General features: G+C 73.3%; 11 protein-coding genes. 5 read left to right on the forward strand and 6 right to left on the reverse strand.

Features of this window, described 5'->3' with window-relative positions:
* Window positions 1-999, forward strand: a 999-nt coding sequence (locus tag FIP57_RS23415) for a hypothetical protein (protein WP_162529899.1), incomplete at its 5' end; no start/stop codon positions are given.
* A gap of 94 nt (window positions 1,000-1,093) precedes the next feature.
* Here the strand turns inward: FIP57_RS23415 and FIP57_RS23785 are convergent.
* Genes FIP57_RS23785 through FIP57_RS20410 form a run of 4 tightly spaced genes read right to left on the reverse strand, consistent with a single transcriptional unit; the run spans window position 1,094 to window position 5,051 of the window.
* Window positions 1,094-1,636 (reverse strand): cytochrome P450, encoded by a 543-nt coding sequence (locus FIP57_RS23785; protein WP_203231375.1) that lies wholly within the window; start codon window positions 1,634-1,636, stop codon window positions 1,094-1,096.
* Between the two features lie 46 nt (window positions 1,637-1,682).
* Entirely contained in the window at window positions 1,683-1,988 is a 306-nt protein-coding gene (locus FIP57_RS23790) for a hypothetical protein (protein ID WP_203231376.1), read from the reverse strand.
* Window positions 1,989-2,013: 25 nt separating this feature from the next.
* Entirely contained in the window at window positions 2,014-3,396 is a 1,383-nt protein-coding gene (locus tag FIP57_RS20405) for a sensor histidine kinase (RefSeq protein ID WP_148575407.1), read from the reverse strand.
* Window positions 3,396-5,051, reverse strand: coding sequence for an NAD(P)/FAD-dependent oxidoreductase (locus FIP57_RS20410; protein ID WP_148575408.1), 1,656 nt, complete (start codon window positions 5,049-5,051; stop codon window positions 3,396-3,398). Before FIP57_RS20410 ends, FIP57_RS20405 begins: the two co-directional genes overlap by 1 nt.
* A gap of 159 nt (window positions 5,052-5,210) precedes the next feature.
* Here FIP57_RS20410 and FIP57_RS20415 point away from each other — a divergent pair, with 159 nt between their 5' ends.
* Window positions 5,211-8,375: a DUF3604 domain-containing protein gene (locus FIP57_RS20415; protein ID WP_148575409.1), complete on the forward strand. Its 3,165-nt coding sequence runs from the start codon at window positions 5,211-5,213 to the stop codon at window positions 8,373-8,375.
* Here FIP57_RS20415 and FIP57_RS20420 read toward each other — a convergent pair.
* On the reverse strand, window positions 8,353-8,745 hold the full coding sequence (locus FIP57_RS20420) for a cupin domain-containing protein (RefSeq protein ID WP_148575410.1): 393 nt from the start codon (window positions 8,743-8,745) through the stop codon (window positions 8,353-8,355). The two genes, FIP57_RS20415 and FIP57_RS20420, sit on opposite strands and share 23 nt — an antisense overlap.
* Window positions 8,746-8,847: 102 nt before the next feature.
* Between FIP57_RS20420 and FIP57_RS20425 the strand changes: the two genes are divergently transcribed.
* The 3 genes from FIP57_RS20425 (at window position 8,848) to FIP57_RS20435 (ending at window position 13,072) form a co-directional block, all read left to right on the forward strand.
* The gene (locus FIP57_RS20425) at window positions 8,848-9,546 is read left to right on the forward strand and encodes an SRPBCC family protein (RefSeq protein ID WP_148575411.1); all 699 of its coding nucleotides are present in this window, start codon (window positions 8,848-8,850) and stop codon (window positions 9,544-9,546) included.
* 209 nt (window positions 9,547-9,755) lie between these two features.
* Entirely contained in the window at window positions 9,756-10,535 is a 780-nt protein-coding gene (locus FIP57_RS20430; protein WP_148575412.1) for an ABC transporter ATP-binding protein, read from the forward strand.
* 2 nt (window positions 10,536-10,537) lie between these two features.
* Window positions 10,538-13,072, forward strand: coding sequence for an ABC transporter permease (locus FIP57_RS20435; RefSeq protein ID WP_148575413.1), 2,535 nt, complete (start codon window positions 10,538-10,540; stop codon window positions 13,070-13,072).
* A gap of 92 nt (window positions 13,073-13,164) precedes the next feature.
* On the opposite strand, the gene FIP57_RS20440 is transcribed toward FIP57_RS20435, so the two are convergent.
* A complete protein-coding gene (locus tag FIP57_RS20440; protein WP_148575414.1) occupies window positions 13,165-14,655 on the reverse strand; it encodes a PAS domain-containing sensor histidine kinase in 1,491 nt (496 codons plus the stop codon).
* Window positions 14,656-14,714 lie beyond the last annotated feature (59 nt).

A 14,714-nucleotide genomic window follows, 5' to 3' on the forward strand; every position in this document is an offset into this window, starting at 1 on the left:
GCCTACGTCGACGCCCACCTCGCCCCCTTCGCGCACCAGCTGTCGATCTGGCGGATCCTCAAGGCCGTCGACACCGCGATCACCCACCACGACCCCGACCGCGCCGCACTGCTCGCCGCCCAAGCCGCCGAAGAACGGGGTGTCTGGGTCGACCACGGCCCCCACGGCCCCGCCGACCTTCCGGTCGCCGACAGCACCAGCCGGATCGAGGCCACCGTCGACACCCCCGACGCACTCGCGTTCGAAGACGCCATCACCGCCCTCGCCGCCGCGCTGGGCGACCTCGGCCACCAAGGATCCCTCGACGCCCGCCGCGCGAAGGCCGTCGGGGTGCTCGCCGACCCGCAGCACGCCCTCGACATCACCGCCGCTGCCGCGGAGAACGCTGAGGCGGGCAGCTCGGGCACGTCCATGCGACCCAAGATGCGGCAACGCAAGCGGCTCGGTGGCACGACCATCCACATCCACCTGCACACCGCGGCCATCGGCAACCTCGAGAGCCCCGGCGGCGTGGGAACGCTGAGCCCGGTCGCCCGGATCGACGGCCTCGGCCCTCGGCCCACCGCCGCGGTGCAGCAGTGGCTGGCCGAGCTCGCCCCCGGAGCGCAGGTCACCGTGACGCCGGTGGTCGACCTCGCCGAACGGATCAGCGTCGACGCTCACGAAGCCCCACCCCGCCTCCGGGCCCAGATCGACCACCTCGACACCGTCTGTGTGTTCCCCTGGTGCGGCAGCCAGGGCAGGTACGACCTCGACCACATCACCGAATACGCAGATCCCGCGGACGGCGGGCCGCCCGGGCAGACGAACAGCCAGAACCTCGGGAAGCTCTGCAGGTACCACCACCGAGTGAAGACCCATACGGCCTGGGCCTACCTACGAGAACCCGACCGGTCACTCACCTGGACCTCACCACTGGGCAAGCGATACACCGTCGACCACACCGGCACACGACGACTCCCCGACCTGCCAGGCCCAGCCAGCGACCGGCCCGACTGACCGCCGGTCCCGGACCAAGCCCGGAGACCCGCACCGCGATCCGCGATGCGGGCTACCGGCACGCCTCGACCCTGACGTAGCGACGGAACCAGGCTCAGACCAGCACGACCGGCGCCCGGGCCCACCCACTGGCGGGCGGCCGCTCCCGCACCGGGGGCTCGTCAGTGGGCAAAAGCTGGTCGGTACGGGACAGCAGTGCGCTGACGGCCACCCGCAGCTCCATCAGCGTCAGGGCCCGCCCCGGGCAGACGTGCGGGCCGGCACCGAAGACGAGGCTCTGCTCGGCGTTCTCCTCGGGGCGGAACTCGTCCGGGTCGCCGAAGACGAGCGGGTCGCGGTTGGCTGACGTCCAGCTGAGCAGCACCCGGTCGCCGGCCGGGATGGTCCGCCCGCCGACCTCCACCTCGCGCGTGGTGCGCCGGCGGTTGGCGACGAACGGGTCGTCGATCCGGAGCACCTCCTCGATCGCGGCCTCGACCGCGTCGTGCTCGCCCCTCGCCACCTGCGCACGGGTGACCTCCTGGCGGTCCGGGTGGGTTGCCAGCCGGTGGACCAGCACGCCGAGCGAGGCGGCGAGCGAGCCGAGGTCGCCGGCGGTCCAGTTGCGGAGGATCGAGACGACGTCCTCGTCGGACAACGGGTGGCCTCGAAGTTGTCGGCCATCCACGCGACGAGCTCGTCTTTCAGCGACGAGGGCCATCCCAGCCACGTGCACTGGGTGCGCACGGCGAACGGCGTGCCGAGGTCGGCGATCGCGTCGACCGTGGCCCCGCGCCGTCCAGCGAGTTGGGCACGGCCCGATGCGAGCCGGCCGCGCTTGAGAAGGTCCCCGGGTCGAGCGCCGCGGCCAGCACGTCGGCGTGGCGCAGCAGCGCCCAGGTGCCCGCGCCGTCGTGCTCCACGGGGCAGCTCTCCCGCCGCCGGTCTAGCTCGGCGCGGAGGTCCGGCAGCCCGCCGGAGGTGGCCTCGGCGTGCGGGTCCGTGGTCATCCCGCCAACGTAGCGGCAGCCCGCATCACCGGCCGCCGGGCAACGGCAGCCGCACGCGTACGACGGTGTCGCCGGGCCGTGAGTCGAGCTCGATCTCCCCACCGTGCCGCTCGACGACGATCCGCCGCGAGATGTCGAGCCCCAGCCCGGTCCCCTTGCCCACCTCCTTGGTGGTGAAGAACGGCTCGAACGCGTGGGCGGCCACCTCCTCGGTCAGCCCGTGGCCGGTGTCGCCGATCTCCACGACTACCCCGTGCTCGTCGGCGTACGCGCGTACCCGGAGCGTCCCGGCGTCCCCCATCGCGTCGACGGCGTTGTCGATGAGGTTCGTCCACACCTGGTTGAGCTCGCCGGGTGACCCCTCGACGACGGGGAGGTCGTCGGCGTAGGAACGTTCGACGGTGATGCCGCCCAGCCGGTGGCCAAGCATCACCACCGTGCTCTCGAGCCCCTCGGTGACCTGCACCCGCTGGACCGTGGCCCGGTCGAGCTGGGAGTACGACTTCACCGCGCTGACCAGGTCGGAGATGCGGCGGGTCGAGTCCTGGGCCTCCCCGATCAGCGTGGTCGTGGTCGCGGCGGCGGACACCCAGTCGAACCCGGCCTGCAGCGCCGGCCCCTCGACGACGGAGGCGACCCGCTCGCACCAGGCCACGTCGGCGCCGGCCGCGGCGAGCACCGGCGCGATCACCCAGTCGCGGTCGACGTCGTGGTCCGAGAGCCACGTGGCCAGCTCGTCCTCCGCGGACGCCAGCGCGACCCCGGCCGGCGCCGGTGCCTGGCCGAGCTCGCGCCGCAGCCGGTCGAGGGCGACGAACTGCTCCGCGGAGATCGACCGGGCGGCGAGCCGGTGCAGCGAGTCGAGCAGGTCGTCGCAGCTCTCCTGCAGGGCACCCACGGCCCGGACCGCTGCGGAGGCCGGGTTGTTGATCTCGTGGGCGAGCCCGGCCGCGAGGGTGCCGAGCGCGACCAGTGCCTCGCGTTGGCGGGCGTTCGACTCGATCCGGCGGGCGGTGCCGACGAGCCCGGTGAGGAGGTGGACGGCGAACGGGAACCAGCTCTGGGTGAGGGTGCGCAGCTCCTCGGCCGCGACCCGGAACACCCGGCTCGGCTGCACCACCCGGCCGCTGCCCATGTAGACGCCGTGCTCGTCCCAGGCCCGGAAACCGCCCGCCCACTGGCCCGGCACCTGCATGGTGGCCTGCACGCTCTCCTCGTGGCCGATCCGCCGCACGAGGTCGATGCTCCCCTCGAGCAGCAGCCACCAGTGGTCGGCAGGGCGCCCCTCGTCGAAGAGCCGGTCACCCACCTCGAGGTGGAGCTCCTCCCCGACGGCGACGAGCTCGGCGACCTGCTCGTCGGTGAACCCGTCGAGGAGGACCAGGCCGCGCAGCTCGTCGTACAGCATCAGACCGTGGCCAGGTAGCGGTGGACGAGGTAGACGGCCATGGCGCCTTCGCCCACGGCGGAGGCGACCCGCTTCATGCTGTCGAGCCGGACGTCGCCGGCGGCGAAGACGCCGGGGACGCTGGTCTCGAGGGCGTAGGGGCTCCGGTCGACCGGCCACCCGATGTCCGGGGCTGGCGGCAGCTCGGGCCCGGTGAGCACGAACCCGTGGGCGTCCCGGGCGACCTCGTCGCCCAGCCAGTCGGTGCGCGGCGCAGCGCCGATGAACACGAACAGCCAGTTGGTGGCGACCTCCTCCTCGGTGCCGGTGGCCGCGTCAGCCAGGGTGATCGACTCGAGGTGCTCCCCACCGTTCGCCGCGACGACCCGCGTGCACAGCCGGACCTCGACGTTCTCGGCGGCGCGGATCCGGGTGACGAGGTACTGCGACATCGACGCCTCGAGCCGCGTGCCTCGGACGAGGAGCACCACCCGCCTGGCGTACCGGGCGAAGTTGAGCGCGGCCTGGCCGGCGGAGTTCGCCGCCCCGACGATGTAGACGTCCTCGTCCAGGGTCTGGCTCGCCTCGCTGGCGCTGGCGCCGTAGTAGACGCCGCGGCCGACGACACCGTCGAGCCCCGGGGCCTCGAGCCGCCGGTAGGACACTCCCGTCGCGACCAGCACAGCGTGGGCCTCGATGTCGGCCGAGCCGTCCAGCAGGACCGCGCGCACCGGCCCGCGCGGCTCGAACCCGATGACGTCGCGGGCGAGCACCATCTCGGCGCCGAACCGCGACGCCTGCGCGACGGCGCGGTGGGTGAGGTCGGCGCCGGAGAGCCCCTTGGGAAACCCCAGGTAGTTCTCGATCGACGCGCTCTGCCCGGCCTGGCCGCCCGGGGCGTCGCGCTCGACGACGACCGTCTGCAACCCCTCGGAGGCGGCGTACACCGCGGCGGCGAGCCCCGCCGGGCCGGCGCCGACGATGCACAGGTCGTAGAGCGGCCGCTGCGCCGTCGTACGAAGCCCCAGCGCGTCGGCGAGCGCGAGCGGCGTCGGCGCCCGCAGCAGGGTGCCGTCGGGGAGCGCCACCACGGGGAGGTCGTCCACGCCTGCCCCGGCGAGGTCGAGCAGCCGGTCGGCCTCGTCGCCGTGGTCGACCTCGAGCCAGCGGTACGGCACGTGATTGTGGGCGAGGAACGACTTCACGTCGTGGGTCCGCTCCGACCACCGGTGGCCGACGACGCGCACCTCGGACTCACGGTCGGGGTGCGCGCGGAGCCAGTCCTCGAGCAGCTCGTCGAGCACCGGGTAGAGCCGCTCCTCCGGCGGGTCCCACGGCTTCATCAGGTAGTAGTCGAGCGCGATGTCGTTGATCGCCTGGATGGCCACGTCGGTGTCGGCGTACGCCGTGAGCAGCAGCAGCTTGGACTCCGGCGATTGCCGGCGGACCTCCTGCAGCAGGTCGATGCCGGTCATCCCCGGCATCCGCTGGTCGGTGACAACCGCGGCCACCGGCCGGTCCTTGAGCACCAGGTCGGCGAGCAGCTCGAGCGCCTCCGGTCCCGACGTTGCCCGCACCACCCGGTAGTCGGCGCCGTACTGCGTCCGCAGGTCGCGCACGACAGCGGCCGCCACCGCAGCGTCGTCGTCTACCGCGAGGATCACCGGCTTTGCCATCCGCTCCACCCTCTCGCCGGCAGCACTGGCGAACGGACCCTACCGTCGGCGCCGCCGTGCGGACAGGGTCGAGCGACCCGGTGCGGACGGCGCGCGCGTTGGACGGACCGCACCGGCACAGCCACACTGCGGGGGAGAGCCAGCACCGGGAGGAGCCCCATGACCCAGACCGTCCCCACCACCGGCCACGGACACGGACACGGCCACGGGCACGGGCACGGGCACCACGTCTGCGGCGGTCCCGACCACCACCGCGGCGACTACACCCCGCAGCAGCGGGCGGACCTCGACACGGTGCTGGCGTTCAACCGGCGGATGTCGGACCTGATCAACGAGGGGCGTGACGTCAGCGCGGTGGAGTCGTTCCTCGACCCCGACCCCCTGCGGTACATGTGGGTCGACGAGGGCCAGGGCAGGCTCGGCGAGATCATGGCCGCCGCCCACGTGGTGCTGGAGCAGTCGCCCGAGCACGACGGTCACAGCCGCGCCGGCGTGACGCCGGTGGTGGGCTCCGTCAACGCGGCGCGGCCGAGCGTCGCGAGCCGTGGCGGTACGACGCTCGTCACCTGGGTCGAGTGGGTCCCCGACGAGGGCGACGTCGTACGCGCGGTCCTGACCGGCGACACAGGCAGCGCCGGCGACACCGCCGGAACAGAGCCGGCGAACGTCTCCGGCGCCACCACCGACGTCTTCCGGCCCACCGCGCTGATCACCACCGAGGGCGTTCCGTGGGTCTTCTTCGGCCGGCGTACCGAGGCGGGCGTCTCCGTGTGGGCGACGCGGTGGGAGCTCGCGACGGGCTGGAGCGAGCCCGAGCAGGTCTCGGACACCGAGCACCCGTCGTTCAACCAGGAGGCGGTCGCACGCCCCGACGGCGGGCTCGAGCTCTGCTGGCAGGGCCGGCAGGGCGGCCGGTTCGCGATCTTCTCCCGTCGCCACGTCGACGGCGCCTGGGGTCCCACCGCGTCGGTGACCGTCGGCGTCGAGGCCAACGTGTGGGACCCGACGATCGCGGTGTTCGCCGACGGCGGCACGGCGTACGGCTGGTCGGAGTACCTCGACGGCTCCTACCGCGTCGTCGTGCGGCAGCGCGCGGCTGACGGCACGCTCGGCGAGCCGCGGGACCTCACCTCGGGCAGCGACTACGCCCTCCACCCGCACCTCGCGGTCACCAAGGACCAGCAGCTCTGGTGCGCCTTCGACCTGATCACCGTCACCGGCCACGCCGGCAGCGGCCCCACGAAGCTCCGCCCCACCGCCGAGCTGGGCGCGGACCCGGCGGTGGTCGAGGGCGTGCGCCCCGGCGGCGACAGCGTGCCGCCCGAGCTGCTCCCCGACGTCTCCGCGTCGATCCGGGTCGTCGCGGTCACCGAGACCGGGATCCTGGAGGCCCCGGGCGAGCTGGGCGACCGGCTCGACGTGGTGCCGTCGGGGTTGCCGAAGCTCGTCGCGACCGAGGACGGTGGGCTCGTGGTCGCCTACCGGATCCACCGGCGGCTGCCGCTGATGACCTACTACTGGGAGGTCGCCACCCAGGTGCTCGCCGAGGGCGGCTGGCTCCCGCCGACGACGTACAGCGGCACCGACGGCACCCTCGAGGAGGTCGGCGTCGCCGCCTCCGGCAACGAGGTCGTCGTCGCGGCGCAGACCGACGCGCGGCTTCAGGTGGCCCTCGACTGGACCGAGGGGTTCGGCGGCCGCGAGTGTCCCTACCTCCACGACCACCACGGGGCGGTCGTGTGGCACGGCGTCCACGGCGTCGGCTCGGTCGTGCTCGCCCGGGCGGCGAGTGCCGGGCCGGTGGTCGCCTCGGCGTACGTCGGCACCCGGTCGCCCCGCGTGCACACCGGCGACCGTCCGGGCGCCCGTCGCTGGGTGGACACCGAGCAGCGGCGCGAGGAGCGGTACACGATCCGCCGTGGCGACCAGGAGCTCACGCTCTACTGGGGCGACCTGCACCGCCACTCGCTGGTGAGCCGCTGCACCTCGGGTGACGAGCCGTCGCTGGAGGACTTCTACCGCTACGCCTGGGACGTGTGCGAGTACGACTTCTGGGCGGTCACCGACCACTCCGAGAACTCCTCGGAGCACCAGTGGTGGTCGATCCAGAAAATCGCCGACCTGTTCCACGTCGACGAGCGGTTCGTGCCGCTCTACGGCTTCGAGTGGACCTCGGCGGACACCGGCCACCAGAACGTCATCTACGGCGACGTCGAGCGCGGGGCCCCGATCTTCTCCGCGTTCGCCGAGGGGACCACCGACCCCGCCGGGTTGTGGGACCACCTGGCCGAGCACCCGGACTACCCGGCCGTCACGATCCCGCACCACCCCGGCTCGGCGATGGTCTACAACGACTGGGACTACCACCACCCGGAGTACAGCCGGCTCGTCGAGATCTTCCAGGCCTGCCGGGGGAACTACGAGGCGCTCGGCGCGTTCCGGCAGTACACCGACGCCACCAAGGAGGGCACCTTCGCCCTCGACGGGCTGCTGCGCGGCCACCGGTTCGGCTTCATCGCCTCCTCCGACCACGGCCACGGCGCGAGCTACGTCGGGGCGTACGCCGAGTCGCTCGACCGGGCCTCCGTCTTCGACGCCCTGCACCGCCGCCGTACCTTCGCCGCCACCACCCGTGACGTGCTCCTCGACGTGCGGCTCGGTGACGTGCTGATGGGGGAGGAGGCCACCCGCGGCGGACCGCTCACCTTCGACGTCCATGCCGAGGGGTACGCCGAGGTGGCGCGCGTCGACCTGCTCCGTGACGGTGTCGTCCTCGCCGCGACCGAGCCCGCCCACCCGGTGCCCGACGGCCACGTCTCGGTGGCGCTGCGCGTGGAGTGGGGCGGGGCCGACGAGGCGACCCGGTGGGACGGGCGGCTCTCGGTCAGCGGAGGAGAGGTCGTGCAGACACCGTTCTGGAGCCCGGCGATCACCTCCGCCGAGCCGGGCGGGGTCACGTGGGCGAGCACGACGTACAGCTTCGGGGAGCCGTACGGATCGCAGCGCGACGGCGTCGAGCTCACCGTGGTCGGGCCGCCGGACGCCGTCGTCACCGTGCAGGTCGCCGATGCGTCGTACGACGTGCGGCTGGGCGACCTCACCGGCGGGCAGGCCCGATCGCTGCCGGTGCCGCACGGCCACCTCCGGCTGCAGCCCGGCATCGGCGGGCTGACCGGCTTGGGCGCCACGACCGTCGACGTCAGCTGGACCGACTCCGAGCCGCCTTCGGACCGCACCGCCTTCTACTACGCCCGGGTCTTCCTGGTCGACGGCGAGATGGCGTGGTCCTCGCCGATCTGGGTCACGCCCGGTCCTCGCGACTGAACTCGTACTCCACCTCGTCGAACGACCCGACCGCGAACGCGTAGAAGATGCGCAGGGTGGCCGCTCCGCTGTTGCGGATGCCGTGCTCGGCGCCGCCGGGGATGGAGGCCGCCGTACCGCCGCTGACCGGGTGCTCCACGCCGTCGACCACGAGCACCCCCTCGCCGCTCAGCACGAAGTAGAGCTCGGCCGGATCGTGCCGGTGGCGACCGAGCCAACCGCCGGGCTCGAGCTCCGCCACCCCGGCGGTGAAGTCACCCTTCTTCCCCGCCGCGCCGACGAGGGTGCGGAACGCGACCTCGCCCCGGACCGGGTCTGACCAGCTCTCAGGGGGAACGTCCGCCTCGTGCACGACATGTGGCTCGCCCATGGGCCGGCCGTACCCCGACCGCGCGCGGCCAAGCCCGTTTCGCGGACCCACCGGCGGGCACCGGGGTGCAGACCACGGATTCGATGCGAGGGAGGGACCCAGATGACGACGAAGGTCGAGAAGACGGTGACGGTGGACGTGCCGATCAGCACCGCGTACAACCAGTGGACGCAGTTCGAGGAGTTCCCGCAGTTCATGGGCGGGGTGCAGAAGGTCGAGCAGCTCGACGACCAGCGGTTGCACTGGGTCGCCGAGATCGCCGGCGTCCGGCGGGAGTGGTACGCCGAGATCCTCGAGCAGCGGCCCGACGAGAAGATCGCGTGGTCCGCCGTCGAAGGGGCCACCAACGCCGGCGCCGTGTACTTCATCGCCGCCGGACCCGACCGGACGCAGGTCACGCTCGAGCTCGAGTACGACCCGGAAGGGCTCGTCGAGAAGGCCGGCGACGCGCTCGGCGTCATCGAGCGCCAGGCGCAGGCCGACGTGGAGAAGTTCAAGGAGTTCATCGAGGCCCGGGGCGCCGAGAGCGGAGGTTGGCGCGGCGCGGTCGGCTCGCCGGCCGTCGGCACTCCCGGCGTCGAGATGGCGGAGTCCCAGGGCGACAGCGGCAAGGCCGGTGTCTCGCCGAAGGCCGCTGCCGCAGGCGCTGCCGCCGTGGCGGGGGTCGCGGCTGCCGCTGCCGCGGCCGGCAAGGGCGGCTCGGGCTCCGACGAGGGCGAGGACGACGTCGAGGTCAGGGTCGTCGAGGTCGACCCGGTGCTCGGCGCCCCGACGCCGGAGGAGCGGCGGGACCGGACCTGACGTTCGAAGCCCGCCCCGTGCCGGGGCGGGGCTGAAGGTCCTCCTCCTCGAGGAGGAGACGGCGGTCGTCCGCAGGGGGAGGTCGCTGCCGTTCCTCGGCGGCTGGTGCCAGCGGGAGAACCGTTCCGTCGGCCGAGGCGGGCGAGCCGCGCTCTCCCTAGCGTCGTCGGTGCCGCAAGGAGCGGCGCAGACGACGTTGAGGAGGGACCGTGACCACGGTCGAGCAGGAGACGCGGGAGGCGACGAGCACGGGGGCCGTGGCCGCGCGATGCGAGGGGCTCACGAAGGTGTACGGCGACGGAGAGACCCGCGTCGTCGCGCTGGACGGGATCTCGGTGGCGTTCCCGAAGGGGCGGTTCACCGCCATCATGGGCCCGTCGGGCTCGGGCAAGTCGACGCTGATGCACGTCATGGCAGGGCTGGACACGGCCTCGTCCGGGCGCACCTGGATCGGCGACACCGAGCTCACGTCGCTGGACGACAAGCGGCTGACCCGGATGCGACGCGACCAGGTCGGCTTCGTCTTCCAGTCGTTCAACCTGGTCCCGACGCTGACCGCCGCGGAGAACATCACGCTTCCGATGGACATCGCCGGCCGCAAGCCCGACCAGGAGTGGCTGGACAAGGTCGTCGAGACCGTCGGGCTGCGCGAGCGCCTCGGACACCGGCCCGCCGAGCTCTCCGGCGGTCAGCAGCAGCGGGTGGCGTGCGCCCGGGCGCTCGCCAGCCGGCCGGAGATCATCTTCGCCGACGAGCCGACCGGGAACCTCGACTCGCGCACCGGCACCGACGTGCTCGCGTTCCTGCAGATGTCGGTGCGGACCATGGGGCAGACCATCGTGATGGTCACCCACGACCCCGTCGCCGCGTCGTACGCCGACCGGGTGCTGTTCCTCGCCGACGGCCGGATCGTCGACGAGATGGAGCAGCCCACCGCCGAGCGCGTCCTCGCCCGCATGGTGGCCTTCGACCGGAAGCAGGAGGGCTGACGATGCTGCGCACCGCGATCCGGAACCTGCTGTCCCACAAGCTCCGGCTGCTCCTCAGCGGCCTGGCCGTCGTGCTAGGGGTGGCGTTCATCTCCGGCACCATGACCTTCACCGACACGCTGCACCGCACCTTCACCGGCCTCTTCGAGGACGCCGCCGCGGACGTCAACGTCGAGCCGGCGTCGGCCTTCGGGGCCGGGATGACCGGTACCGGGATCGACTCCGCGCTGTCCTCCGTCCCTGCCGACCTCGTCGAGGAGGTCGGCGCGGTGGACGGTGTCGCGGCAGCGGAGGGCTACGTCGAGGCCGAGGGGGTCTACGTCCTGGACGCCGGCGGCGACGTGGCGGACACCGGTGGCGCCCCCGGCATCGGCATCAGCTGGCCCGGCGACGACGCGCTCAGCGCCGTGACCCTGGCCGACGGCCGCGCCCCGGCGTCAGCGGGCGAGGTCGCCCTGGACAGCGCGACCGCGGAGGAGCTGGGTCACCGCGTCGGTGACAAGATCACCGTGCTCACGACCGGCCCTCGCGTGGAGGCCGAGCTCGTCGGCACCTTCCGCTTCGGTGAGGACGGCGGCCTGGCCGGTGCCTCGATGACCGCCTTCGACCCGGCCACCGCGCAGTCGCTGCTGCTCGAGGACGGGCGGTTCACCGGCATCAGCGTGGCCGCCGAGGACGGCGTGACCCACGCGGAGCTCGCCGACCGCATCGAGGCAGTGGTCGGGGACGACTACGACGTCGCCACCAGGGCCGAGCAGGCGGCCGACCAGGCCGCGGCCCTCGAGGACCAGCTGTCGTTCATCGACACCTTCCTGCTGGTCTTCGCCGGTGTCGCGCTCTTCGTCGGCAGCTTCATCATCCTGAACACCTTCTCGATGCTGGTCGCCCAGCGCACCCGCGAGCTCGCGCTGCTCCGGGCCCTCGGCGCCGGTCGCCGGCAGATCACCGCGTCGGTGCTCGTCGAGGCGCTGGTGCTCGGGCTGCTCGGGTCCACCGCCGGGCTGGTGACCGGTTTCGGCCTCGCGCAGGGGCTCAAGGCCCTGTTCGGCCAGCTCGGGGTGACCCTGGACGGCGGGCTCGTGCTGAGCGCCGGCACGGTGACCTGGTCCTACGTCGTCGGCGTGGGGATCACCCTGCTGGCGGCGTACCTCCCGGCGCGTCGGGCGGCCAAGGTCGCTCCGGTCGCGGCGATGCGGGCCGACCTCGTCAGGACCGCGCGGCCGCTCCTCGTCCGGACGGTGGTGGGCACCGTGCTCGCGGCCACCGGCCTGGCAGCTCTCGCCGCTGGTTCGCTCGGTGACGGCGTCGGTGGGCTGGTGGGGCTCGGCGCCCTGGCCCTTCTCGTGGGCGTGATCACCCTCAGCCCGGTGCTCGCCGTGCCGTTCATCCGGCTCGTCGGCGCCGTCCTGCCGCGGCTGGCCGGGAGGACCGGCCACCTCGCCCGGGAGAACGCGCTCCGGAACCCGCGTCGCACCGCGGCGACGTCGTCGGCCCTGATGGTCGGGCTCGCGCTGGTCACCGGGTTCAGCATCATCGGGGCGTCGGCCCGTGCGTCGATCGACGAGCTCGTCGACGACGTGCTGGAGGCGGACTACGTGGTCTCGACCTCGGTCGGGCAGCCGTTCACCGCGGCGGTCGCCGAGGAGCTCGCGCAGGTCGACGGCGTCGCCTCCGTGACCCAGGAGCGGTACGGCACCGCCAGGTTCGACGGCGAGGAGTCGTTCTTCGTCGCCTACGAGCCGGACGCACTCGCCGACGCGCTCGAGGTGACCTTCGTCGACGGTGCGGTCGAGGGGCTCGCCGGGGAGGGTCTGCTCGTCTCCGACGAGACCGCCGAGACCCAGGGGCTCGCGGTCGGCGACCAGGTGGAGTTCCTGGTGCAGAACGGCGAGTCGCGCGAGCTGCGGGTCGGCGGGGTCTTCGAGGACAACAGCGCGCTCGGTCCCTACCTCGTCTCGATGGACACCTACTCCGCGACCGGCGGGGCCCCGCTCGACCGGTACGTCTACGTGGGCGTGGAGGACGGCGTGGACGCGTCGGCCGTCGAGGCCGGGATCGAGGACGTCGTCGCGACCTACCCGGTCGTGGAGCTGAAGGACATCGAGGGGTTCAAGGACGAGCAGCGCGGCTCCATCGACCAGATGCTGATGCTGATCAACGCGTTGCTCGCGCTCTCGGTGCTCATCGCGGTGCTGGGCGTGGTCAACACCCTGGTGCTGTCGGTCATCGAGCGCACCCGGGAGCTCGGGCTGCTGCGGGCGCTCGGCATGAGCAGGCGGCAGGTCCGCCGGCTGGTCCGGCTGGAGTCCGTGGTGATCTCGGTCTACGGCGCGGCCCTCGGGCTCGGGCTCGGCGGCGTGCTCGGGCTGGCGTTGACCCGGTTCCTCCGGAGCCAGGGGCTGACCGTCACCGCGGTGCCCGGCGGGCAGCTGGCGCTCTTCCTGGTGCTCGGTGCGGTGATCGGGGTGGTCGCGGCCGCCTTCCCCGCGCGCCGGGCCGGGCGGCTCAACGTCCTGGACGCGATCGCGACGGACTGACGCCGGCAGCAGGGCCACTCGGACGGGCAGCTCTCCCGGACCGGGACCACGAAACGGTCCCGGACGGGGGAGCTGCCCGTCGGTGCGTCCCCTCAGCCGAGCGGCACGTCGAGGGACACGGTCGTCCCCTCGCCCGGGCGGCTGCGGACCGACAGCGTGCCGCCGCACAGCTCGGCTCGCTCGCGCATGGTGTGCTGCCCGAACCCGTCGGTCGTCCCCGGCTCGAACCCGAGGCCGTCGTCGTGGATCCGCACCGACACCCGGTCGCGGTCCGCGGTCACGTGGACCGACGCGTTCGAGGCCCGGGCGTGCTTCACCGTGTTGTGCAGCGCCTCGCGGACGATGCGGGGGACGTGCTCCCCGAGCGGTGCCGGCAGGAGCGGGAGGTTGGCCGGCGAGAACGACACCTCGACCGGCAGCCCCTCCAGGCGGGTGATCTCGGCCGCCAGCGCGCGCAGCGACTCGCCCACGTCGCTCCCGACGTCCTGCGACCGGCGCAGCTCACCCACGAGCTCGCGCAGCTCGGAGGTCGCCTGCCGGGAGAGCAGCTCGAGGTCCTCGGCCGCCTCGAGGGCCAGGTCGCGGTCGTCGGCGCCCAGCGCCCTGCGGATCACCTGGGCCCGCGCGTGCACGGAGAACAGCGCCTGGCTGACCGAGTCGTGCAGGTCCCGGGCGATGCGGTTGCGCTCGACCAGCGCCGAGTGCTGGGAGACCTGCTCGCGGACCAGCTCCGCGCCGATCACCACCCCAACCTGGTCGGCCACCGACGACCAGTGCGCCACCTCCGACTCCGACGGGGAGGTGAGGGCCGGTGGCAGGGCCACGACCAGGCACCCGGCGGTGCGGTCGTCGCAGCGCACGCCGAACAGCACCGCACCGCTCCACGCGTCCGCCAGGAGCGGCGCCCACCCCGCGGTGCGAGGACCGGCGGCGAAGCGGTCGGCGGCGTCCGAGAGGTAGACGCTGCGTCCGCGGGCCAGGTCGCCGGTCCCGGGGAGGTCCGACAGCAGGGCGCCGCTCGCGGCGACCGCGTCGGCCAACCCCGCCTCGCACCTCGCGGCCGCGGCGACCTGCAGCTCGCCGGTGGGTCCCTCGAGCAGGAGCGCGGCCGCCGTGGCGCGGGTGCCCGCGACGGCGTCCCCGAGCAGCGACGCGAGCGGGACGGCGCGGTCCCCGGTCGACGGGGCCGGGCGTCGGGGCAGCGGGAGCGGCGTCGTCTCGTGGAAAATCGCCGGCGCCAGCTCGACGCCGTCCACCTCGACCGCGGTGCCCGACCAGGTCATCCGCCGCTCGGTGCCGTCGGGCCGGAGGACCGTGTTGGTGTAGAACTCCGTGTCGCCCTCGCGCTGCTCGTCCTCGAGCCGGAGGAGCACCTCGCGTTCGTGGTCGGGGAAGTGCTGGAGGTAGTCGCGGCCGCGGAGCTCGTCGAACCTCCGCCCGAAGAGCCGCTCCCCGGCGGGGTTGAGGTAGACCCAGCTGTGGTTGGGCCCGGTCACCGCCACGCCGTACGACGTGGTCTCCAGGATGTCGAGGAGCGCCTCGATGCCGAGGGAGCGGAGCACCTCCCGACCGCTGTCCGTCACCGGCGTAGTGTCCCAACCCCTCCTCCTCGAGGAGGAGGCGGCTCCGGAAGTTCCGCCCG

Origin of the sequence: Nocardioides caldifontis (assembly GCF_008087345.1) — a bacterium.
Lineage (GTDB): Bacteria > Actinomycetota > Actinomycetes > Propionibacteriales > Nocardioidaceae > Marmoricola_A > Marmoricola_A caldifontis.

Coding starts and splice junctions, on each gene's coding strand:
- FIP57_RS23790 (WP_203231376.1), bottom strand. CDS start 1,988: ATGACCACGGACCCGCACGCCGAGGCCACCTCCGGCGGGCTGCCGGAC.
- FIP57_RS20405 (WP_148575407.1), bottom strand. CDS start 3,396: ATGCTGTACGACGAGCTGCGCGGCCTGGTCCTCCTCGACGGGTTCACC.
- FIP57_RS20410 (WP_148575408.1), bottom strand. CDS start 5,051: ATGGCAAAGCCGGTGATCCTCGCGGTAGACGACGACGCTGCGGTGGCG.
- FIP57_RS20415 (WP_148575409.1), top strand. CDS start 5,211: ATGACCCAGACCGTCCCCACCACCGGCCACGGACACGGACACGGCCAC.
- FIP57_RS20420 (WP_148575410.1), bottom strand. CDS start 8,745: ATGGGCGAGCCACATGTCGTGCACGAGGCGGACGTTCCCCCTGAGAGC.
- FIP57_RS20425 (WP_148575411.1), top strand. CDS start 8,848: ATGACGACGAAGGTCGAGAAGACGGTGACGGTGGACGTGCCGATCAGC.
- FIP57_RS20435 (WP_148575413.1), top strand. CDS start 10,538: ATGCTGCGCACCGCGATCCGGAACCTGCTGTCCCACAAGCTCCGGCTG.